Origin of the sequence: Bifidobacterium catenulatum subsp. kashiwanohense JCM 15439 = DSM 21854 (assembly GCF_001042615.1) — a bacterium.
GTDB classification, from domain to species: domain Bacteria; phylum Actinomycetota; class Actinomycetes; order Actinomycetales; family Bifidobacteriaceae; genus Bifidobacterium; species Bifidobacterium catenulatum.
In genome coordinates this window covers 1,571,142-1,595,012 of sequence record NZ_AP012327.1, presented here as the reverse complement: position 1 = coordinate 1,595,012, position 23,871 = coordinate 1,571,142, and the positions used below count along the sequence as shown (strand labels likewise).

19 protein-coding genes are annotated in these 23,871 nt (G+C 56.2%); 16 read left to right on the top strand and 3 right to left on the bottom strand.

What is annotated here, in order from left to right:
• Positions 1-216: 216 nt before the first annotated feature.
• From BBKW_RS06930 to BBKW_RS06920, 3 genes are all read left to right on the top strand, one after another.
• A complete protein-coding gene (locus BBKW_RS06930) occupies positions 217-735 on the top strand; it encodes a hypothetical protein (protein WP_231858534.1) in 519 nt (172 codons plus the stop codon).
• 71 nt (positions 736-806) lie between these two features.
• On the top strand, positions 807-1,787 hold the full coding sequence (locus BBKW_RS06925) for a prephenate dehydratase domain-containing protein (RefSeq protein ID WP_033500518.1): 981 nt from the start codon (positions 807-809) through the stop codon (positions 1,785-1,787).
• Positions 1,781-2,821, top strand: a complete 1,041-nt coding sequence (locus BBKW_RS06920) for a prephenate dehydrogenase (protein ID WP_033500519.1) — start codon at positions 1,781-1,783, stop codon at positions 2,819-2,821. The genes BBKW_RS06925 and BBKW_RS06920 overlap by 7 nt, the downstream gene beginning before the upstream one ends.
• A gap of 4 nt (positions 2,822-2,825) precedes the next feature.
• Here BBKW_RS06920 and BBKW_RS06915 read toward each other — a convergent pair whose 3' ends face one another.
• The gene (locus BBKW_RS06915; protein WP_003834378.1) at positions 2,826-3,083 is read right to left on the bottom strand and encodes a DUF6725 family protein; all 258 of its coding nucleotides are present in this window, start codon (positions 3,081-3,083) and stop codon (positions 2,826-2,828) included.
• A gap of 178 nt (positions 3,084-3,261) precedes the next feature.
• On the opposite strand from BBKW_RS06915, the gene BBKW_RS06910 reads away from it, so the two are divergent.
• The 12 genes from BBKW_RS06910 to acnA all read left to right on the top strand — a co-directional run bounded on the left by BBKW_RS06910 (position 3,262) and on the right by acnA (position 20,367).
• Complete coding sequence (locus tag BBKW_RS06910) at positions 3,262-4,188, top strand: tyrosine recombinase XerC (RefSeq protein ID WP_033500520.1); 927 nt, start codon at positions 3,262-3,264, stop codon at positions 4,186-4,188.
• 302 nt (positions 4,189-4,490) lie between these two features.
• On the top strand, positions 4,491-6,125 hold the full coding sequence (locus BBKW_RS06905) for a peptide ABC transporter substrate-binding protein (RefSeq protein WP_033500602.1): 1,635 nt from the start codon (positions 4,491-4,493) through the stop codon (positions 6,123-6,125).
• A gap of 403 nt (positions 6,126-6,528) precedes the next feature.
• Positions 6,529-7,455 (top strand): ABC transporter permease, encoded by a 927-nt coding sequence (locus BBKW_RS06900; protein ID WP_033500521.1) that lies wholly within the window; start codon positions 6,529-6,531, stop codon positions 7,453-7,455.
• Between the two features lie 22 nt (positions 7,456-7,477).
• Complete coding sequence (locus tag BBKW_RS06895; protein WP_033500522.1) at positions 7,478-8,437, top strand: ABC transporter permease; 960 nt, start codon at positions 7,478-7,480, stop codon at positions 8,435-8,437.
• A gap of 21 nt (positions 8,438-8,458) precedes the next feature.
• Complete coding sequence (locus tag BBKW_RS06890) at positions 8,459-10,468, top strand: dipeptide ABC transporter ATP-binding protein (RefSeq protein WP_033500523.1); 2,010 nt, start codon at positions 8,459-8,461, stop codon at positions 10,466-10,468.
• A 73-nt stretch (positions 10,469-10,541) separates the two neighbouring features.
• On the top strand, positions 10,542-11,402 hold the full coding sequence (locus BBKW_RS06885) for an exodeoxyribonuclease III (protein WP_033500524.1): 861 nt from the start codon (positions 10,542-10,544) through the stop codon (positions 11,400-11,402).
• Between the two features lie 117 nt (positions 11,403-11,519).
• On the top strand, positions 11,520-12,350 hold the full coding sequence (locus BBKW_RS06880; protein ID WP_033500525.1) for a DUF3710 domain-containing protein: 831 nt from the start codon (positions 11,520-11,522) through the stop codon (positions 12,348-12,350).
• A gap of 26 nt (positions 12,351-12,376) precedes the next feature.
• Positions 12,377-13,123 (top strand): DUF3159 domain-containing protein, encoded by a 747-nt coding sequence (locus tag BBKW_RS06875; protein WP_033500526.1) that lies wholly within the window; start codon positions 12,377-12,379, stop codon positions 13,121-13,123.
• Positions 13,123-14,388 (top strand): class I SAM-dependent RNA methyltransferase, encoded by a 1,266-nt coding sequence (locus BBKW_RS06870; RefSeq protein WP_033500527.1) that lies wholly within the window; start codon positions 13,123-13,125, stop codon positions 14,386-14,388. The genes BBKW_RS06875 and BBKW_RS06870 overlap by 1 nt, the downstream gene beginning before the upstream one ends.
• Positions 14,389-14,390: 2 nt before the next feature.
• On the top strand, positions 14,391-14,972 hold the full coding sequence (locus BBKW_RS06865) for a type 1 periplasmic-binding domain-containing protein (RefSeq protein ID WP_033500528.1): 582 nt from the start codon (positions 14,391-14,393) through the stop codon (positions 14,970-14,972).
• 136 nt (positions 14,973-15,108) lie between these two features.
• Positions 15,109-17,595 carry an HAD-IC family P-type ATPase gene (locus BBKW_RS06860; RefSeq protein ID WP_033500529.1) on the top strand — a complete coding sequence of 829 codons (2,487 nt, stop codon included), beginning with the start codon at positions 15,109-15,111 and terminating at the stop codon, positions 17,593-17,595.
• Positions 17,596-17,664: 69 nt separating this feature from the next.
• Positions 17,665-20,367, top strand: a complete 2,703-nt coding sequence (acnA, locus tag BBKW_RS06855) for an aconitate hydratase AcnA (protein ID WP_033500530.1) — start codon at positions 17,665-17,667, stop codon at positions 20,365-20,367.
• Between the two features lie 88 nt (positions 20,368-20,455).
• Here the strand turns inward: acnA and BBKW_RS06850 are convergent, their stop codons facing one another.
• Positions 20,456-21,835 carry an MATE family efflux transporter gene (locus tag BBKW_RS06850; RefSeq protein WP_033500531.1) on the bottom strand — a complete coding sequence of 460 codons (1,380 nt, stop codon included), beginning with the start codon at positions 21,833-21,835 and terminating at the stop codon, positions 20,456-20,458.
• Between the two features lie 117 nt (positions 21,836-21,952).
• A complete protein-coding gene (locus tag BBKW_RS06845; RefSeq protein WP_033500532.1) occupies positions 21,953-22,597 on the bottom strand; it encodes a sugar O-acetyltransferase in 645 nt (214 codons plus the stop codon).
• 177 nt (positions 22,598-22,774) lie between these two features.
• Between BBKW_RS06845 and BBKW_RS06840 the strand changes: the two genes are divergently transcribed.
• Positions 22,775-23,842, top strand: coding sequence for an AraC family transcriptional regulator (locus BBKW_RS06840; protein WP_331709051.1), 1,068 nt, complete (start codon positions 22,775-22,777; stop codon positions 23,840-23,842).
• Positions 23,843-23,871: the final 29 nt, after the last annotated feature.

The window sequence follows — 23,871 nt, the reverse complement described above, 5'->3', positions numbered from 1 at the left end:
TGCTTGCTCACTTCGCCTACGGTGAGCCCACTGGGCTCTCCGTTTGACGGCTCAGCAGAACAACGCTCAAAATAACAAGTGATTTTTCGCGTTGCTTTTACGAAAAGAGATACGTGTTCTCACGTATCTCTTTTTCTTTTCAGGTTAGCGAGAGATAGTAGAGATATGACGCAACAGATGAAGCAATCGCACGGTACGGATGAATCCAATCAACGGATGGTGGCTGATGTACGATTGATGCCATGGTCGTACCGGCTACCGATATGGGGACGATTCTTGGTCGATCTGGCTTCTGGAATCATAGTTGGCATGATAGGAACCATGGCTCACCGTATGGGTGCATCAGTGAACATTCCCTACGGATTACTGATCGCCTATCTCATGGTAATCATCTCAACATGGTCCGCTCGATCGCGTGACGGCGTTTCAGGCCTCGCATTGCATCTGATTGGTTCTTCCCTGGCGGTCTGGACGGTGATGGCTGGGTATGGTCCTGGCGGAGATGCCATGATTCCCGTTGGATTCGGCGGAGACGATTCCATGCCGTTCTTCAGTGAGCAAGCGGGATATTTTTGGTTATATGGAGTCGTGCTCATTCCGATTGTGATGCTGGTATTACCGAAATGTTGGTTCGTCACGCCTCCGCGCAAGAAAACGCATGATGATGCGTTTGTTGTCTACCCCCCCCAAAAAAAACGAGAGGGCCCGAAACGTCTGACAGCGCCCAGCCAGTGAAATGATTAGCAGCTGATTCCATGTCAATGAGATAAGGTGCATGGAAACACCAAGAAAAGAAATGGGGTTGAATGAGCGCACGCAAGCTGTTCTATCTGGGGCCGCAAGGCACCTTCACCCATCAGGCCGCGGTCAATGCATCGCAGGAGCTGGACCATCTCGAACCTGAAGGGTTCGAATTGGTGGCTTTGGACGATGTGCCGCAGATTCTCGAAGCCGTGCAGCAGGGGGAGGGCTGGGGCGTCGTGGCATGGGAAAACAATGTCGAAGGCTACGTGGTACCGAATTTGGACGCGCTGATCGACGCCAAAGACCTGGCCGGATTCGCACGCGTGGGCGTCGACGTTACTTTTGACGCGTACGTGCGTGCGGAATCCGATCCGAAAGATGCCACCGTAGCCACCGCGCATTCACACGGACTCGCGCAATGCAAACGTTTTATCGCGGAACATCGTTTGCGGCCGGTTCCAGCACCATCCAATGCCGCCGCATGCCGAGACATTACAGCGAACGAAATAGCCCTTGGGCCAAGCATCTGCGGCGAACTTTACAACGTCACATGCATCGGCACCGCCGTGCAGGATTATCAAGGCGCGCAAACTGATTTCCTTGTGCTCGCCCCGCGCAAGGAAGCAGAGAAACTGTTGGAACAGCCACGTTCCCAATCCGGTATGGAATACGAGTCCGTGTTGACGCTTATCCCGCTCGTCACCGGCCCTGGCGTACTTGCGAACCTGCTGGACGTATTCCGCGACGCAGGACTCAACATGACAAGCTTCATCTCACGGCCAATCAAAGGACGTACAGGCACCTACAGTTTTATCGCGACGCTTGATGCGGCGCCGTGGGAACAACGTTTCCACGATGCTCTGGTCGAAATCGCAGAACATGGCGACTGGGCCAAAACTCTGGCCGTATATCCGCGTAGAGAACGCCCTAATCCTCCAGTCACCTCATGGATGCTGCCTCAGGGAGGCGTACGTCTTGACGAACGGCATCTGCCAGACGATTGGCAGAACAGTGAAACGGTCAAAAAGGAGCTGATGTGGTGAAGCAACGTATCGCAATCGTGGGTCTCGGACTTATTGGAGGGTCTCTGGCACGCAGGCTCGTCAATGCGGGCTGTGAGGTCGTCGCATGGAACCATAACGATCGGCCATATGAAACCGCGGAGGCGGACGGCATACGATGCGTGCCCACGCTGGCTGTGCTTGCCGATGCAAAGCCTGACGTGCTCGTGCTATGCAATCCGCTTAAAGCCATGCCTCAAATTCTGAGTGCACTCAAACCGCTGATCGATCCAAGCGTCACCACGCTCACCGATGTAGGCAGCGTCAAAGAAATGGTTAGGGAGCAGGTCAGGGCCGTAGGGTTGGAACACTGCTATGTAGGGGCGCACCCCATGGCCGGCAATGAGCTATCCGGGTGGGAATCGTCGGATCCAACGCTTTACGACGGTGCTCTTTGGGCCATTACCGTGGGTGAAAACACTGAATATCAGCGTTTCCGCGCCGTTGCGACAATGATCGTCGACCATTGCGCGAATCGTCTCATCGTGCTCGACGATACGACCCACGATCGTTGCGCGGCACTGATCTCTCACATGCCACACGTCATTTCCACGGCCATGATCAACGAGCTGGTGGCCAATCCCAATCGAAACATCGCGGCAGCGCTCGCCGCCGGCTCGTGGCGAGACATGACCCGTGTTGCGCTGACCGATCCGGACCGTACCCGTGCAATGGTGGAAGAGGATGCGGCCAATGTTGAAGCGTTATTGCGCAACATGGCCAATCGCTTGACGCTTATGGCCAATGTGCTGCATGGCATGACCGCGCAGCAGGGTGCGCCCACTGCGGGCGATGATAAGGAAATGGCGCGTTTCTTCGTACAGGGGCAGCCATTCCGTGAATACAAGGCTCTCACCAAAGAGCCTGATTTCGCAGAACATTGCGAAACGATCGAACTGGCAATTCCCGAGACCGGTTGGCAGCAGATGCTTCTGGAATCGGCGCGTAGGGGAGAGCATATTGTGCGATTCGACGGCTACCGTCAAGCTATGGCACAGGTGCGTTCCTCAGTGTGACGCGTTATAGGCGCGGCCTTGTCATGGAACGTTCCGGAACCGGTTTGACGGTGACGATGGTGTCGGCGGGAATACTGACACGTTGCTCCGGGCGCGAACCGTTAGCTGCCGCATCGCGCGTCATTTCTAATGTCTGCCCGTCCCAAGAACGTACGTGACCGACATAATCTCGGAATTTCATGCGCTGGTCCTTTGGATCGACACCTTCGCAGGTGCGCACCACAATGCGTGCACCTGCTGGAATTTCGTTTGGAATCGGCATAATCTCCCCCTCGAATAGACGATTATTGACGGATTCGCTGAGCGAACGCCATTGGACATCATAGTTGGTCTCCTTTCAAGTTGTGCCGGAATTTCGGTTTCTATCGGAGAATGGACACATAATGGAGAGAAATTCATGGATTTGGGCTTGCTATTGAGCTCGGGAAAGGCTGATCGGCATGCTGTTCGATGAGAGTGTAGAGGCATTCGACACATATCTGAAAGCCAACCGTGGATTGAGCGAAAACACACGGAAGGCATACCGAGGCGATGTCGAAGAATGTCTGCTTGCCTTGGAACGGCTTGGATGCAGGAACCTTAACGAGGTGACCATCGAAGATCTTCGCATGTGGATGGCGGAATCATCGAAGAAACATGCGAAAAGCAGCATGGCCCGAAAAACCGTGGCGGTACGTGGTTTTTTCGCGTGGACGCATGAGCATGGCGTGACGACGACGGATCCGGCTTGTGTGCTCATGACTCCGAAAATACCTGATACGTTGCCGGATGTGCTCAGCGAATCACAGGCCGAACAGCTGATGGAACGCGTGGACGAGGACAGTGAAACGTCTCAGCCGAAGGAACGGACAATGAAGCAGCGGGCCATTGAGCTGCGTGACGCTGCAATGCTGGAACTGTTGTATGCGACGGGCATGCGTGTGGCTGAACTGGTGGGACTCGATGTACCGGATGTGGTCTTTTCCAATCGGACGGTCAAAGTGACCGGCAAAGGCAACAAACAACGAGTCATGCCATTTGGCGCTCCGGCGCAAAAAGCGATACGTCGGTGGTTGGATGATGGGCGTCCCCTGTTGGTGGGGGAGCAGTCCGCAGCTGCGTTGTTTCTTGGGAGACAAGGCAAACGCATTGATCAGCGGATGGTACGTCGTGTGGTGCACGCATGCGCGCGTGATGCCGGCGTTCCCGACATTAGTCCTCATGCTCTGCGGCACAGTGCCGCTACGCATATGCTTGACGGGGGAGCGGATTTGCGTGAGGTGCAGGAGCTCCTGGGACATTCCTCGCTGAAGACCACGCAACGTTACACGCATGTATCCATAGAACAGTTGAAGGCCCGTTACGGACAGGCGTTTCCACGGGCATGACACGAATCGGCAAAGTACGCTGACAGCGAACAGATATGTCCGTATCCGTCCATACACACGATGCGGATAAGTTGTTCCGGCGATAAGAGGGAAAAACGGTTTGTTTTATCAGATGATGAGTTTTGATTGGACTATTTTGCATGGGCCTCCCTCGGATATGGAGTGGTTGTCCCTCAATCGAGTGATAATGAACCCACTATCAGAACGAAGACGGACGTTGATGCCACGGTATTGACGCCCGCCTTCTTTTTGAACAGGGTCTTACGGCTCTGGAAATAATGGATAAGGAGAATATGAATTCCATGAAGAAGAAAGCTCTGGCTTTCGCTGCGGCCGCATGCGCATTCGGCATGCTGCTCAGCGGTTGCGGCTCTTCCAACGGTGGCTCCACCGCTGACAAGGGTTCCAACGTCATCACCGCATACAATTCCGAACCGCAGAACCCGCTCATCCCGGGCAACACCAACGAGACCGGCGGCGGCATCCCGGTCGACCTGCTGTTCGCCCGTCTGGTTTCCTACGACACGAAGGGCAACGCGCAGAACGAAGTCGCCGAGTCCATCAAGTCCAATGACGACGGCACCCAGTTCGACATCAAGATCAAGAGCGGCTGGAAGTTCGCTGACGGCACCCCAGTGACCGCCGAATCCTTCACCAAGGCCTGGAGCTACGTCGCCAACGCCAAGAACGCGCAGAAGTGCTCCTCGTTCTTCTCCACCATCAAGGGCTTCGACAAGCTGCAGGACACCGACAACCTCAAGGGCGACGAGCAGCTCGAAGGCCTCAAGGTCGTCAACGACCACGAGTTCACCGTCGACCTGAACCAGCCTGACTCCGTGTTCGCCATCAAGGTCGGCTACAGCGCTTTCGCCCCGCTGCCGGAATCCTTCTACAAGGATCCGAAGGCCTTCGGCGAGAAGCCGGTCGGCAACGGCCCGTACAAGTTCAAGTCCTGGAGCCACAACAAGCAGATCGAACTCGTCAAGAACAACGCCTACAAGGGCAACGAAGTGGTGAAGAACGACGGTGTGACCCTCAAAATCTACACCGATGACGAGGCCGCATACGCCGACATCCAGGCCGGCAACCTCGACGTGATGAACACCGTTCCGACCTCCGCTTCCAAGACCTTCAAGTCCGACTCTTCTGTCCAGCCGTACAGCAAGGCCGGCTCCGTGAGCCAGACCTTCACCATCCCGGCATCTCTGGAACACTGGCAGACCAACACCGAGGAAGGCCAGCTCCGCCGTCAGGCGCTGTCCATGGCCATCGACCGCGGCGCCATCTGCAAGAAGGTGCTCAACGGTCTGGGCACCCCGGCCGTCGAATTCACCTCCCCGCTCACCCCGGGCTACTCCGACTCCCTCAAGGGCAGCGAGAACCTGAAGTACAACCCGAAGAAGGCCAAGGAACTGTGGGCCAAGGCCGAGGCCATCTCCCACTACGACGGCAAGCTCACCTTCGCCTACAACGCCGACGGCGGTGCGAAGTCGATCTACGACGCCGTGGTGAACTCCGTGAAGAACACCCTGGGCATCGACGTGGCCACCAACCCGATTCCTACCTTCCAGGAATTCCGTAACGACGTGACCAACCGCTCCATCAAGGGCGCCTTCCGCACCGGTTGGCAGCCAGACTACCCGTCCCCGGAGAACTACCTCTACCAGCTGTACTCCTCCGCGGCCGCCGACGGCAACGGTTCGAACGACGGCGACTACAAGAACGCCGAGTTCGACAAGCTGTGCTCCGAGGCCTCCGCCGCGAAGAACACCGATGAGGCCAACAAGATCTACCAGCAGGCTCAGGAGATTCTGCTCAAGGAGCTTCCTGCCTTCCCGCTGTACTACTCCAACGCCAACGGCGTGGCCGCGACCGGCGTGAAGGGCTTCGAGATGAATTGGCAGAACCTGCCGGTCTACAACGAGCTCACCAAGTGAGGCTGATGGCGGATTCCGATCCGTCATAGGATTCACTTCGCTGTGACAAGGGAAACAGGGTACACCCTGTTTCCCTTTTTCGTATTCCGTGCGCACGCTCCCTGCTGATGGATGCTTTCAGATAATTCGCCGAATGCATTCAGCATGTGCTGCGCTCATGGAACGCATATGCGGAGGTTTTTGGTTTCATCGACTGATTTTGTCTATTTTTTCCGGTTCTCCGCCAGCCGCGCGAGAGGATTTCGCAGCCGTTGAATGGCGGATTCTCAGGATTTCTTTAGTTTGGCGCAACATAAGTCTGCCGATGCGGTAGACTTACGGGGTATTTGATTCTGGTGAGGCCTCATTCGCAGGTCAGTACGGACTGGCGGCCAACCGGAATATGGAAAAGGAGCAACCAAAAATGGGCAAATATCTTCTGCGCCGCATTCTGCAGATGATTCCAGTGGTTCTCGGCACTACATTGTTGGTGTACGCTCTTGTCTTTGCTCTTCCGGGAGACCCGGTCAAGGCCATGTTCGGAGACAAGCCCGTCAATCACGCCGTCGAAATGCAGATTCGCGCCGAGTACAACCTCGACAAGCCATTCATCATCCAGTATCTCTTGTTCTTGAAGAACGCGTTGACGCTTGATTTCGGCCAGACATTCTCCGGCCAGTCGGTGCTTGGCGAGATCACGAGCGCATTCCCGGTCACCATCAGGCTCGGTCTGATGGCATTCGTGTTCGAAGCCATCTTCGGCGTGGTGTTCGGCGTGATCGCCGGCCTGAAGAAGGGCAAGTGGTACGATTCCCTGATTCTGATTGTCTCGTTGCTGCTGATTTCCGTGCCGACGTTCGTCACCGGCTTCCTCGGCCAGTATTTCCTCGGTGTGAAATGGCGCATCCTGCCGGTCACCGCAGGTGCCGATCCGGGATTCTTCGATCTGCTGATGCCGGCTATGGTGCTCGGTTCCGTTTCCATGGCCTATATCATCCGATTGTCGCGTTCCGAGATCTCCTCCAACATCTCCGAGGATTACGTGCGCACCGCACGCGCCAAGGGCATGAGCAACAAGTCCGTCATGCTACGCCATGTGCTGCGCAATTCGATGATTCCCGTCGTCACCTACCTCGGCCAGGATCTGGGCGCGCTGATGGGCGGCGCCATGATCACGGAACAGATCTTCAACATCCATGGCGTCGGTTTCCTGACCTACCAGAGCATCCTCAAGGGCGAAGCCAACGTCGTGGTCTCCGTCGTCACGTTGCTGACCCTGATCTTCGTGGTCTGCAACCTGTTGGTCGATCTGCTGTATGCCGCGCTTGATCCGCGCATCCGTTACGCGTGATAGGGAAGGAGTCGCAACTATCATGACTGATGAGAAAACAATGACCGCCCTTCCCGGGCAGGAACGCTACGTCGCCCCGATCGAGGAGACCCCGTTGCAGAGCGTCGACAACGTCGACGACTCCGTTCCCGCCACCAGCATGTGGGCCGATGCGTGGCGCACGCTGCGCAGAAACCCGCTGTTCATCATTTCCGGATTGTTGATCCTGTTCATCGTGTTCGTGGCGTTGTTCCCAGGCGTGTTCACCAAGCAGGATCCGAATTACTGCACGCTCGACAACTCCTTGGAGCCCGCCTCCGCGGGCCATCCGTTCGGATTCGACGTGCAGGGCTGCGACGTGTACACCCGCGTGATCTACGGCACGCGCACCTCGCTGAGCGTCGGCATCCTGTCCACGCTGTTGGTGGTGCTGGTCGGCACGCTGATCGGCGCCATCGCCGGCTTCTTCGGCGGCTGGGTGGATGCGATCCTGAGCCGCATCGTCGATATCTTCATGGCGTTGCCGATGCTGCTGGGCGCGATCGTCGTTCTGCAGATGTTCCGAACCAACGATTCCATCTGGAAGGTCGTTCTGGTCCTCGCCCTGTTCGGCTGGGTCGGCACCGCGCGCATCGCGCGAGGCGCCGTGCTGGAATCGAAGAATCTGGAATTCAACACCGCGTCCACCGCGTTGGGCTCGACGCCGATGCGCAACCTGTTCCGCCACATTCTGCCGAACTCCCTCGCGCCGATCATCGTTGTGGGCACCACATCCCTCGGCTCCTACATCGTCTCGGAGGCCACGCTGAGCTTCCTCGGCATCGGTCTGCCGACCACCACCGTCAGCTGGGGCGGCGACATCTCCAGCGCGCAGTCGATGCTCCGAACCGACCCGATGGTGCTGTTCTACCCGTCCGCCGCACTGGCCATCACCGTGCTGGCATTCATCATGATGGGTGACGCCGTCAAGGACGCGCTCGATCCGAAGAGCCGTACGGCCTGAGTGTAAGTGAAGGGATATTCGATGACTGAAATGAATACCGAGAACAATCTCGAGGCCATGCAGCGCGCCCACGAGCCGCTATTGGAGGTCAAGAACCTTCAGGTTGACTTCACCACCGATGAAGGCAAGGCCGTGCATGCCGTGCGCAACTCGTCCTTCAGCGTGTATCCTGGCCAGTGGGTGGCCATCGTCGGCGAATCCGGTTCCGGCAAGTCCACCTCCGCCATGGCCGTGCTTGGCCTGCTTCCGGGAACCGGCCATGTTGTCGGCGGCTCCATCAAGCTTGATGGACAGGAGATCTCCGGCTTCAAGCAGAAGGACTTCGACAAGCTCCGTGGCAACAAGATGGGTCTTGTCCCGCAGGATCCGATGAGCAACCTGAACCCGGTGTGGCGCATCGGCACCCAGGTCAAGGAAGCGTTGGTGGCCAACAACATGGACATCGACCACGAAAAGCGTTCCGAATTCGCCAAGGCTTTGGCCGGCGACGAAGTGGAGCTCAAGGGCAATGACGACGAGACCTTCCTCGGCTCCAAGGAACTGCCTGATCTGACCGCCGCAGCCAAGGAAGCTCTTGTCAAGATCGGCAAGAGCGGTGACGAACTTGACAAGATCATGGCCCGGTTCGCCGAGGAATGGGTTCCGGGATCCGAAACCCGCTGGCGTGTGGCTGATGGCCTGATCAAAGCCGGTGTGAAGGACGATGACGCATGGTACATCGCCAAGAAGTATGTGGTCGGCTCCACCATGGACGACCGCATCGCCGGTCTGCTGTCCGAGGCCGGCCTGCCTGACGCCGCCACCCGTGCCCGCCAGTTCCCGCACGAATTCTCCGGCGGCATGCGCCAGCGCGCGTTGATCGCCATCGGTCTGGCCTGCCGTCCGGAACTGCTCATCGCCGACGAGCCGACCTCCGCGCTCGACGTGACCGTGCAGAAGAAGATCCTCGACCATCTGCACATGCTGACCGATTCCCTGGGAACCGCGGTGCTGTTCATCACCCACGATCTCGGTCTGGCCGCGGAACGCGCCCAGCACATCGTGGTCATGTACAAGGGCCAGGTCGTGGAATCCGGTCCTTCCCTGGAAGTGCTGCAGCATCCGCAGCATCCATACGCCAAGCGTCTGGTCGCCGCGGCGCCGTCCTTGGCCTCTCAGCGCATTATCTCCGTCAAGGAGCATGGCGGCGATGCCACCGCGGTCATGGAACACGCGGTGAACGAGGATTCCCTGAAGAAGGGCGAAGCCATCATCACGGTGGACCACCTGACCAAGGAATTCAAGCTGCCGCGCAAGAAGGAGATGTTCAAGGCGGTCGACGATGTGAGCTTCTCCATCAAGAAGGGTACCACGCTGGCCATCGTCGGCGAATCCGGTTCCGGCAAGTCCACCGTGGCCAACATGGTGCTGAAGCTGCTCGAACCAACCGCCGGCACCGTCACCTATGACGGCAGGGACATCTCCGGCTTCAAAGGCAAGGAGCTGCTTGACTTCCGACGTCACGTGCAGCCGGTATTCCAGAACCCGTACGGATCGCTCGATCCCATGTACTCCATCTACCGGTCTATCGAGGAGCCGTTGCGCATCCACGGCATCGGAGACAAGAAGAGCCGTGCCAAGCGCGTGCGTGAACTCATCGACATGGTGGAACTGCCGGAATCGGTGATGAACCGTTACCCGAACGAGCTTTCCGGCGGCCAAAGGCAGCGCATCGCCATCGCGCGCGCCATGGCCCTCGACCCGGATGTGATCGTCTGCGACGAAGCCGTCTCCGCATTGGACGTGCTGGTGCAGGACCAGGTGCTTCGCCTGCTCAACGACCTGCAGGCGGAAAAGGGACTGAGCTACCTGTTCATCACCCATGATCTGGCGGTGGTACGCCAGATCGCCGACGAAGTCGTGGTGATGCAGCACGGTAAGCTGGTGGAACACGCCACCACCGACGAGGTCTTCGACCATCCGAAGAAGCAGTACACTCGCGATCTGCTGGACGCCATCCCGGGCGGCAAGCTGCAGCTCGGACTCGACTGATCGCGTCCGCCGTCTGGAAAACCTCCCTCCCTCCGAGGGAGGTTTTCTTGTATTCCGGCTACTCTAAGACGTTATGACGATCACAATCACGACTTCGAATGTGAATGGAATCCGCGCGGCGAAACGCAAAGGCATCGAGCAATGGGCTGCGAAAAACACGCCGGACGTATGGTGCATGCAGGAGGTACGTGCCCCCCAAAACGAAATCGATCCCATCTTCGACGAATTCGGTTTCGAATACGCGACCGCCGGACGCGTCGATGACCAAAGCGAACTCAATCGCATGAACGAAATCTGCCGTATCAAAGGGCGTGCCGGCGTCGGTTTACTGTCGACATTGCCTGTTGTCGAAAAGCGGTATGGTTTGCCGGGACTTGAGGAAGACGTCGATTCCGGACGCTGGATCGAAGCGGACGTGCAAACTCCGCAAGGCTATGTCATTACCGTGACCTGCGTGTATGTGCATGCGGGAAATACCGATGATCCGGAAAAAATGAAGCAGAAGTACCGTTTCCTCGACACCATGCTGGCACGCATGGAACAGTTGCGTGACGAGGCGGCACACGGCGGAAAACAAGCGGTGCTCTGCGGTGATTTCAACATCGCACACACGCCGCTCGACATCAAAAACGCCAAAGCCAACGAAACGCATGCCGGATTCCTTTCCGAGGAACGCGCCTATGTGGACAAATGGTTGGGAGAACTGGAATTTGTGGATGTGATGCGTGATCTCGCCGGAGATATCCAAGGGCCGTACACATGGTGGAGCCAGCGCGGTCGTGCATTCGACAACAATGTCGGCTGGAGAATCGACTATCAGTTCGCAACACCGGAACTGGCGGAAACGGCCTGCGGATTCGTGATCGATAAGGCTCCGACCTACGACCTGCGCTGGTCCGATCATGCGCCGCTCAGCATTATGTATGACATTTAAGCCATCTCTTACCGTGAACAGACTGGGAATTGGAATATCACGCTCCGATTCCCAGCTCATATTAAGCATGGGTGCTAGGCTTGTCACGGTTGCAACCGTTATGAAATGAGGAACATCATGGGATTGTTTGGATTCGGTAAGAAGAAGCATCAGAGCGAGGAAGCTCTTGAAGCGGCCGCCGAAGAAAACGAAGAGGCTGTTGACGCAGCTGAAAACGTTGACGAAGCTCAGGAAGTCGTGGCGCTTCCGGAGTCTTCCGCTGAATACGAGGGCCGCGGTGACGAGCGTGGTCCGTGGGATGTGGAAGATGAGAACGTTCCCGACTACGATGAGTACCTCGATATGGGATCGTATTATCTGCCGTTCCTGAGAGGCATTGAATTGCGCGTGAAGGCCAACCGTGCCACCCAGCAGGTTCTTGGCACCACCATCACCTACGGTTCCTCCAGCGTGGAGATTGAGGCATTCGCAGCCCCGAAGACGCTCGGATTGTGGGATGACGTTCGTGCCGACCTGATTGAAGCCAACAAGGACGCGAAGGAAGTCGAAGGCGTGTTCGGCACCGAACTGGCATTGCCGGTTACCGTCAAGGGCGGACGCAAGGTGCTTACCCGCATCGTAGGCGTCGACGGTCCGCGTTGGATGCTACGTGGCATCTTCTCCGGCAAGGCTGCCACCGATCCTGAGGGTGAGGAAGCAAAGGCATTGAACCAGTTCTTCGCCGATATTGTGGTGGAACGAGGCGATGATCCGTTGGCGCCGCGTGACCTTATTCCTATGCATCCGCCAGTCGCTCCAGCCGAACGCAAGGCGGCAAAGGCCGCTGCGGAAGAGGCTGAGCAGAAGACTGAGATTCCAGGCAAGCCGAAGGGTCCATTCGACTCCGACCAGCAGGTTGAGGTCAAGACCACGCTGTCTCGTGGACCGATGTTCTCTGAAGTGCGCTGAGCCACTTGAACCGATAGCTAATACGTATGGCTGAAACTGAAGCGAAAAAACGAACCGGTCTTGGTGCGCTTGCCGACGCCGGTAATACTGACGATTTTTCCGTGATCGACGCCATTGGCGGTCCGAGGGGCGTTATCGAATCGATACTGCCGGGCGTCGTGTTCGTGGTGTTGTTCATCATCACATCCAATTTGCAACTGACCATCGGCGTGTCCGCGGCGTTGGCCGTGCTGCAGGTGATCGTGCGCCTGTGCCAACGACAGTCCGTCATGGGATCGGTATCAGGCCTGCTGGCAGTAGGTATCTGCCTGATTTGGGCATGGAACAGTCACGAAGCTCGTAACTATTACATGTTCGGATTCCTTACCAACGCCTTTTACGTTGTTTTGCTGACGATTTCACTGCTGGCCCGAGTGCCTGGCTTAGGATTGGTCATCGAGTTCATCAGAACGCTACCGACCGAGCATTTTCGTGTCTGGCTTGCCGATTGGCGAGGTGACAAGGCGCTCAATCGTGCCTATACCATCATCACCGCGCTGTGGATTGGGGTGTTCTCGCTACGTCTGATCGTGCAGGTGCCGCTCTATCTCGGCAATCACGTTGGCTGGCTGGGAACGGCGCGTCTGCTGATGGGCATTCCGTTCTGGGCGCTCGCGATTTGGGCTTCGTATCTGATCGTGGCGACGCCAATGCACCGGCATAAGATGGTGCAGGAAACTTCTGAAGGCGATGCTGAGGTAGCACAAAACACCGAAACGAGGGAAGAGCACTGATGGAATCGACCATCCGCATTGAACGGTACGCCGACCAGGGCCGTTGCGTCGGTCATATTGACGGACGTGTTGTGTTCGTGCGATTTGCATTGCCTGGCGAACTGGTCCGTGTCGCATTGGACGAGCCGCATGATCGTGAGGACCGCTTCTGGACAGGCGAAGTGGTGGAAGTGCTCGAAGCGAGCGAAGACCGTACTGATCCAATATGGTCGTTGGCCGGCCCCCTTGCCATGGGCGGTGGTGTCGGCGGCGCTGACTTGGTGCATGTGTCGCTTGCCGGGCAACTGAAGTGGAAAGCCACGTCGGTGGCCGAACAGATGGCAAGACTTGGCCACGTCGACGTGGAAGTGCCCATTGAGCGTATGCCGGAAGACGATGCGGAGCAAGGTCTGCATTGGCGTACTCGCATCGAGATGATTGCTGATGTTGACGGGCGTCCGTCGATGCGCCGTCGGGGCACGCATGTGCGCGTTCCGATTGATACCATGCCGTTGGCCAGCCGTACGTTGCTGGAAGTGGCCGAACGTGAGCATGTGTGGGAAGGGAGCTTCGAACCAGGTTCCCAGATTCGTCTATCCGTTCCGGAACCTCGCGATAATGCGCCGATTTCAGACAATTACGCAGTGCTTGTGAACGGCGAGGTGGTTGCTGGAAGCCGTGAGCTCACGGAAAAGGTGACTGTTGCCGGCCATGAATTCGAATACAACGTGGATGCAGGCGGTTTCTGGCAAATGCATAGGCATGCGCCGATCGCTTTGACCAACCATGTGATTGATTTGGTACGAGGCGAGCTTGACGGTGCCAAATCCGCATGCCTGTGGGATTTGTATTCCGGTTCGGGTCTGTTCACGCTGCCGTTGGCCACGCTGACGGCGGAGCGCACTCGCATGTTGAGCGTCGAAGGCGGCAAAACCGCGGTAAGGAACGCGCAACGTAATTTGAGGCATATTCATCTGGGCAATGTCGATGCGCGTGTGGGCGATGTGGCGAAAACACTTGCCAACGTACGCAATGATCTCGCCAAGCCAGATGTGGTGGTGCTTGATCCACCTCGTGCCGGCGCTCGCGCGAAAGTGTGCAGGCAGATTGCCGAAGCCGAAGCGAAAAGCGCGGTCTATATCGCATGCGATCCGGCAAGCCTCGCCAGAGATACCGCCACTCTCGTGTCACTTGGCTACGAATTGGCGGATATTCGCGCGTTCGATATTTACCCCATGACCCATCATGTGGAGACTGTGGCGCTGTTCAGAAAGCACGAGCAGTGAGCATGCCATTATTCGCACGTCGTGCGTTTTTTGGAATGACTGCGATTGCGTTGTCTTGCGCGGCGCTATCTGGTTGCGTGCCGTCGAATGCCGCGGTGGGGGATACTCAATCTCCCGATACTGCGGTGGCACACTCCATGGAGGATCGTGACAGCCTGTCCATAGCTATGATTGGATCGGATGATGTCACCTCCGATTCCATGGCAATGGATGCCATGGAAGCCGGTAAACTCAAGCCGGTGTACATTACCGTTTCAGGCACTGTGGACGCGCAATCCACCGCGCAGCAAGGCGTGCGTGACATGGCGCAACGCAAGGCCGACCTCATTGTCGTCGCAGGAATCGACGTGGACGAAGCCAATGCCGAAAACTGGAATGATGCTTTGGAGACCGCAAGAAAAGCGGGCGTTCCAGTGGCGCTTCTCAATCCTATCGCCGTGCCGGAAGACAACAAACTCTATGCGGCGACCATGACCATCAACGACCGCATGACCGACGCGACACCGCTCGACGACGCGGTCGTGGCCGTAGCCAACAACGATCCCCACGACCGTGAGATGCTGGTGACTACAATCGACCACTGACATGGCTCTGTGCCCCGCCTACGTGAGATGGATGTCAAATCAGCGCTCGGCGAGTACCCTGAAAATTCCCTGAATTTTACCTGTGTTTCACAAGAAGTTGCCCAGAAAACAGGACTGTGACGGTAGGCTGGCAATTATGAGCGAAAGTCGAACAATGCCTCCCATCGAAGAGACGGGGCTCACACAAGGCGAAGTGATTGCCCTCAGAGAAAGCGGACTGAATAACACAGTCAAAGCATCGACCTCGCGTTCTCTTGTCGACATTGTGCGAGCCAACGTGTTCACCCTGTTCAACGGCATCATTTTCGCCGCCATGGTCATGGTGCTGATCACCGGGTCGTGGAGAGATGCGGTGTTCGGTCTGATCATCATCATCAATACCGGTATCGGCATCTGTACCGAGCTGAAAGCCAAACGTACGCTTGACAAACTATCGATTCTGGTGGCCTCCGATTACCTTGTGCATCGCGACGGCAAAGACGTTGAAGTACCGCACAACGATATCGTGCTCGGTGATCTCATGTGGATTCGCTCCGGCGAACAGGTACCCGCGGATGCGCAGATCGTGCACACTTGGGGACTGGAACTGGATGAATCCATGCTCACCGGCGAATCACGGACCGTACGCAAAGGCGAAGGCTGCGACATTTTCTCCGGATCCACCGCCATCTCCGGCATGGCATTGGTGAAAGTCATCGCCGTAGGAGAGCACAGTTACGCGGCCAAACTTACCGCACAGGCGAAGGTCTACAAGAAAACCGTATCTGACCTCAACAAGGGCATCAACACGATTCTGAAATTCATGACCTTCCTGGTGGTGCCGCTCTGCGTACTGCTCATCTGGTCGCAGGTACGCACTGTTGGCGGCTGGAATGTGGCCATTTCAACCGGCGAATGGCGTTCCGCGGTCATTTCCGCAGTGGCCGGTGTGGTCGGTATGATTCCTGAAGGCCTGGTGCTGCTCACCTCGCTGAATTTTGCGCTCGCAGCCATTCGTTTGGCACGTAAGAACACGCTGGTGCAGGAGTTGGAATCCGTGGAGACTCTCGCTCGTGTGGATTGCCTGAACCTTGACAAAACCGGTACTGTCACCGACGGCACCATCCGACTTGATTCCGTGGAATTGCTGGATACTCGAGGCTCCGGCATTATGTGCGGCAACGTGAATGAGCATGACGTCAGACAGGCTCTATTCGACCTATCGAACGAAGGACAGCCCAATGGTACAGGGCAAGCGATTCTGTCTGGACTACGGGAACAGGGATTTGCGGACGGCACTGTCGAGGCGCGAGTACCGTTCTCGTCGGCGCGAAAGTGGAGTTCGATCTATGACGGCAATGCAGTATGGACGATGGGTGCGCCGGAAGTCATTCTTTCCCAAATCGATGGCGACCATGCCGACATACTCAAGCAAGTCAATGATTTCGCCAACGACGGCAACCGTGTGCTGCTGGTCGCACGAATCGACGGTGCAGCGCCCGACGACTACGAAACCAATCCAAAACTCAATCCGGCATCGCGCCCTATCGCATTGGTGTGCTGTTCCGAACATATTCGCGCCGACGCCGAAGAAACACTTGCATGGTTCCGTGAACAAGGCGTGCGTTGCCGCGTCATCTCCGGCGATAATCCTGTAACCGTCGGCGCGATCGCAAGAAAAGTGCATCTGACTGGCGAACATGAACCACGATTCATGGACGCGCGTGAATTGCCCGCCGACATTACGGAACTGGCACAAGTACTGGAAAACGTGGATGTGCTTGGGCGTGTGCTGCCCGATCAGAAAAAGGCGATCGTGGAGGCATTGCATGCGGGTGAGCATGTGGTGGCGATGACCGGCGACGGCGTGAACGACGCGCTCGCCATCAAAGAGGCTGATCTGGGTATTGCGATGGGCAATGCTGCTCCCGCCACCAAGGCCGTGGCGCAGGTGGTGCTTGTCGATTCGAAATTCTCACATCTGCCCGATGTGGTGGCGCGAGGGCGTCAGGTCATGGCCAATATGGAACGTGTGGCAAGCCTATTCCTCGTGAAAACCGTGTATTCCGCACTGATTTCGTTGGGTGTGGTGTTGACGCAGATACCATTTCCGTATCTGCCTCGCCACATCACATATGTGGGCGGATTGACGATTGGCATTCCGGCGTTCATTCTTGCGTTGGCACCGAACACACGTCGTTATATTCCAGGATTTCTGAAACGCGTGCTGCATTTTGCTGTGCCCTGCGGTGTGGCGGTTGGATTGTCGATTTTGTCCACGTCGTGGCTGCTGCCGATATTCATGAAGTGGGATGTGCAGGATTCGGGTGCGCAGTTGGCGATGCTGCGTGGCGTCAACGCGATTATTCTGCTCATGATGGGAGTGTTTGTGCTTGCACGTGTGGCAAGGCCGTTGCATTCTTGGCGTGGCATATTGGTATTGGCCTTTGCCACAATTGGATTCGGAGGCATGCTCGTAAAACCGGTGGCGGATTTCTTTGCGCTGGTGGTGCCGACCGGGCAGATGCTGGCTGCGACGACGGTGGCAATGGCGCTTTCGGCGCTCGTGTTCTTGGTGTGTTTGCGTTTGGTACCGAAAATTCCGAGTATTGTCCCATACTTTAAGAAGACACGCCAGAGCTGAATTAACTTGGCTGTATCGTAGGCAACGAATAATCAGCTGTGTTATACAGCCAAGAAGCTCGGAGGTAGCATGTCTGTGCGCGACGACCAGCTCGACACCTTGAAGGTGAACGGCGAGGATTATGAATATTACCGCATCGCAGATCTGCCGGGCATCGATCATCTGCCGTATTCGTTGAAGGTTCTCGTCGAGAACCTGGTACGTAACATCGATGGCGCCAACATCACGGATGATCATGTCAAGGCACTGTTGGATTGGGATCCGGCTGCACAGCCGAGCCATGAGATCCAGTTCACCCCGTCCCGCGTGGTCATGCAGGATTTCACTGGCGTGCCTTGCATTGTGGATCTTGCCACCATGCGTGATGCGGTCAAGGATCTTGGGGGAGACCCCGAGGTCATCAACCCGCAGGTGCAGTCCGACATGGTCATCGACCATTCCGTACAGATTGACAAGTACGGCATCGCCGACGCGGTCGAACAAAACATGGACATCGAATACCAGCGCAACGGCGAACGTTACCAGTTCCTGCGTTGGGGCCAGCAAGCATTCAAGAACTTCCGCGTAGTACCGCCGGGAACGGGTATCATCCACCAGGTCAATATCGAATATCTCGCCAAGGTCATCATGACCAAGGTCGAAGAAAACAGTGGCAAGACTCTTGCCTACCTTGATTCCTGCGTGGGCACTGACTCGCACACCACCACCGTCAATGGCTTGGGCGTGCTCGGCTGGGGCGTTGGCGGCATTGAAGCCGAAGCGGCCATGCTTGGCCAGCCGATCTCCATGCTGGTGCCGCGTGTTGTCGGTTTCAAACTCATTGGTTCCATTCCCGAAGGCGTCACCGCCACCGACGTGGTGCTGACCATCACTGACATGCTTCGTCAGCATGGTGTGGTCGGCAAATTCGTGGAATTCTACGGTGATGGCATCGCCTCGGTGCCGCTGGCCAATCGTGCCACCATCGGCAACATGGGGCCGGAATTCGGCTCCACCTGTGGCATTTTCCCGATCGACGGCGTCACTCTCGACTATCTGCGCTTGACCGGCCGTTCCGAAGACCAGATCGCATTGGTCGAAGCGTATGCCAAGGCGAACAAGCTGTGGGGCGACACCACCGATCCAAACTACGTCGAACCGCAGTATTCCGAATACCTGGAACTCGACCTCGGTACTGTCGTGCCGTCGATCGCAGGCCCGAAGCGCCCGCAGGATCGCATCAAACTGTCTGAATCCAAAGCGAAATTCGCCGAAACATTGCCCGCGTACGAAACGGACAAGACCGTGCAGGAGCCGGTTGCCGTTTCCACAGACTTCCGCGGCGAATTCGACATCACCAACGGTGATGTGGCGATTGCTTCCATCACCTCGTGCACGAATACGTCCAATCCGTCCGTGATGATCGCAGCCGGCCTGATTGCACGCAACGCGCATGCCAAGGGTTTGAAGCCCAAGCCGTGGGTCAAGACCTCGCTCGCACCGGGCTCCCAGGTTGTGGCCGACTATCTTAAGGCGGCTGGCTTGCAAGACGATCTCGACGCGCTCGGTTACCAGCTGGTCGGTTTCGGCTGCGCCACCTGCATCGGCAACTCCGGCCCGCTGCTGCCGGAAATCTCCGAAGCCATCAACGCCAACGATCTGACCGTCACCTCAGTGCTGTCAGGCAACCGCAATTTCGAAGGCCGCATCAGCCCGGACGTCAAGATGAACTACCTGGCGTCCCCGCCGCTTGTCATCGCCTATGCGCTCGCAGGCACCATGGATTTTGATTTTGAAACCCAGCCGCTTGGTAAGGATTCGGACGGCAATGATGTGTATCTGAAAGATATCTGGCCCACCAATAGCGAAGTCGCCTCCGTGGTGGATGGTACCGTCAGCCGTGAGATGTTCCTGAAGGATTACGCTTCCGTATTCGAAGGCGACCGTCGTTGGAAAGGACTTGACGTTCCTGAAGGCGAACTGTTCGCATGGAATGAGGATTCCACCTACGTGCGTAAGCAGACGTTCTTCGATGGCATGAAGGCTACTCCTGATCCCGTCGAAGACATTCATGGTGCGCGTGTGCTCGCGCTGCTTGGTGATTCCGTGACCACCGACCATATTTCTCCGGCCGGCGCGTTCAAAGCTTCCAGTCCTGCTGGCAAATACCTGACCGACCGCGGCGTCGAACCGAAGAACTTCAACTCCTATGGTTCCCGTCGAGGCAACCATGAGGTCATGGTACGTGGCACGTTCGGCAATATCCGACTGCGCAACCAGCTGCTTGCATCTGTAGGCGAGGAGGTCACTCCTGGCGGCTTTACGTATGATTTCCTTGACCAGAAGCCGACCACGATTTTCGAGGCGTCCCGTGACTACATCGAACATGATGTACCGTTGGTGGTGCTCGCAGGCAAGGAATACGGTACCGGCTCATCTCGTGATTGGGCCGCCAAGGGAACCGTCATGTTGGGTGTCAAAGCCGTCATCACCGAAAGCTTTGAACGTATCCACCGTTCGAACCTGATCGGCATGGGCGTGCTGCCGTTGCAGTTCCCCGCAGGCGAATCCTATGAGAGCCTTGGTCTTGATGGCACTGAAACATACGATATTTCTGGTGTTGAAGAGCTTAACGATGGCGTCACCCCGAAGACGGTTCATGTCACTGCCACCCATGGTGACGGTTCCACGACCGAATTCGATGCAGTCGTGCGCATCGACACTCCTGGCGAGGCCGACTACTACCGCAACGGAGGCATCCTCCAGTACGTGCTGCGCAATCTCATGAAATAAATAATCACATGATTGAGATCAGCAAATAACAAAGCCCGTGTCATACTGTGCAATGCAGTATGACACGGGCTTTGTTGATGCCGGTTTTTCATGCGTTTGATACTACGGCGGAATTGGTCTGTCTCGTCACATTATTGACCCAACGATACTTTCGATAATGCAGCAAAGCAGGAATCATCTTGATGCATTCGTCGGTATTCAGCAAAGCATAGACCGCCAATACCGGCAGCTTCCACACGAAAGCCGCCAATAGACCGACCGGTACGACAATCAGCCACATAACGATCGCATCGCAGACAAGTCCGAACCGGGAATCGCCTCCGGCAGGGAAAATACCAGCGATAGTCAGATTGGTCATGCACCCGCATACCGCATAATAGGCGCAGATAAACAGCATAATTGACAGATAATGCGTGGCCTGCGGCGTCAATCCCGCCCATTGCAATGCCAAAGGACGTACCGCGATAATCAACAGGCCGGTTCCAACGCCAACTGCTGCCACCAGTACGCAGAGCCTATTGCCCATAACCTTCGCCTGATTGAAAGCATTGCGGCCAAGCAGATTACCGACAAGAATGCCGCCCGCATTGCCAAGGCCAAGACTCAAACAGACCAACAGATCCTTGACGATATTCGCAATGGAATTGGCCGCCACCGCATCTGTACCAAGATGACCCATAATCACGGTGTACATGGTGAAACCGCAACCCCAAACCAGCTCATTGCCAAGCACGGGCAGACTATACTTCCAAAAATCCTTCTGCAACGCCACATCCGGATGCAGCATCATCGACAACCGCAAACGTGGGCGACCATTGCGGCTGGCTACAAGCACAGACCACACCAGTTCGATGGCTCGGGAAATCACCGTGGAAATCGCCGCGCCGAAAATACCTAATGCAGGTAAACCGAACCAACCATAGATCAGAACCGCGTTCAGCGCAACATGCACGATCACGCCAACCGTGCTTATCGTCATTCCGGTGACCGCCGCACCCACATTCTTCATCAGACACAAATACATCTGCGACAAACCGATGAACAGGTACGAAACCGATGAAACCCGCAAATACTGTGAGCCGATGGCAATCAGCGTTATGTCGTTCGTCATAATCGACATTAACGTTTCCGGAATGAGTAGCGTCAATGCGAAAAACGCCAGCGACAATCCGCCGGCATACAGCATGATGAACGCCAATACCCGTTCGACGGCATTCGTGTTGCCCGCACCCCAATACTGGGCCACCAGAATACTCATGCCAAGCGTGAGCGCGGCAAGGCACAAACTGAAAATGAACTGGAACTGCGTGGCAAGAGACACTGCCGACAGCTCGTTTTGACCAACGTTCGTCAGCATAAGTGTGTCGGCGCACGATGACAGCGCCAGCATTAGTTGTTGAAACGCGATGGGCAGGGCGAGCGTCAACGTCTGTCGAAGAAACTCGCGCCAAGTGATGGAAGATTGCATGATGATGTGAGGATGGTTGGTGCGTGTAGGAAATGTACGAGAAATACATTGATGGGGTGTGGGCGATGATAGCCAATGCCCGTACCCGAGTGAAATTGCGGTGCGTGAACTAACGATTTACTGAATCGAATCCTTCCAAGCGCGATATTCCGCTGCCTTGCCTTCCCAATATTCGCGGTCGGCATCGGTGATCTCACGGATCACGCGACATGGATTGCCGACTGCCACCGAATGCGAAGGAATATCCTTGACCACTACCGATCCCGCGCCGATCACTACATCGTCACCGATGGTAATGCCGGGGCCGACCACCACATTGCCGCCGAACCAGACATCATTGCCGATGGTGATCGGGCGTGCACCTTCCGGCCCAGAGGAACGTACGGCCGCATCAATCGGATGATACGGTGTGTACAGGCTCACGCGAGGTCCGAAAAAAACGCGGTCACCGATGGTGATGCGTGCCACATCAAGGAAAATGCAATCCATATTGGCATAGAAATTCTTGCCGATGAACGTGTTGCATCCATAATCGCAATTGAATGGTGGCTCTACGAATCCGCCTTCTCCAAAGGCACCGAACAATTCGTGAAACAGCTCGTCACGTTCCTTGAACGCGTCGTACTTGGATGTGTTGATGGCCTGCACCAAGCGACGTTTGCGCATATTCGCATGCTGTTGTGGACTATCGGCCACATACAGTTCACCGGAGAGCATGCGCTCCCACTCATCTGCCGCTGGCTGCTTTGCAGTATCTGCCATGGTAATGCTCCTGTGTTATGAGTCGTGCGATAGCATGCCGCACGCCCCTTCTGGTCAATAATGGTCTTACGCATATCATTCAATGGCATGATTGCCCGGCAACACAGTATCTGCCTGTATTATCGTTCCCAGAATTTGCATTATTTACCGAAATGGTGGAATACAGTGGTGAATGATATGGCATGCGACATGACCGTGCCGCAAGCAGAAAGCGCGGCAGCAGGCGGTTTGAACGTTTCTTGTGTATGCATGCCGATCACTGGATGGGGACGTTTGCCCAATGGTGCGGAAATGGTGCAATACGACGCTCCGATGTTCTTCTCATTCACCGAGCATTCGTTATTGAGCCAATATCCGAACATGCGTGCGGAATGCCATTGGCATATCGATTTCGAATTCACTTACATTATGCGCGGCCATATGTGGTATTTCGTGAATGGCGAAACAATCCGCCTCGATGAAGGGCAAGGCATATTCGTTAACTCGCGACAATTGCATTACGGTTTCACCAAAGACAATGCGGAATGCGAATTCTCATGCACATTGCTCAATCCCACGCGAATGGGCGCGCCCAATGCGGTATACGAACGATTCATAGCGCCGATTCTGACGGATTCAGCAATGCCATATATCGTGTTCGATGCCGACAACGAATATGGTAATGCGCTGGTTGACGGCATCAGACGAATCCATCGCGCGAAATTCGGCTGTTCGACATGCAACGAACATCCGGCGTTGTCTGGTCCGGTTTCTTCTGAATTCGTTTCATCCGAACCGGTTGACATGCTGTATAGAAAGCTGTGGTCCGATAGTGAATCGTTGACTGTACTGAGTTGTTTCTACGCCATGGTACGAGCATTGACGACGTTTGCGGAGGAACGAGAAGGGGATGGTTCTCGTGTTGGTGGCGTTGATGAGGCGAAAATTGCCGCGTTGCGCAGCATGATTGATTATGTGCAACAGCATTATCATCAACGGGTTACGTTGGCGCAGATTGCTGCTGCGGGGTGTGTGGGACGCACGCAATGCGCGGTGTTGTTTCACGACATGGTTGGGCAGTCGCCGATTGAGTTTGTAAATGATGTGCGCGTTCGCGCTGGCGCTGAATTGCTGGCGACCACGCAATTGCCGGTTGCGGAGATTGCGGTGCGGGTGGGATTCTCACGTTCGTCGTTTTTTGCGCGAGTGTTTCAACGATATATGCATGTTACGCCATCGGCCTACCGCAGAAGCATGCGCAGATAAACGCGTTTTTGCGGTAGGCCGACGGGGTA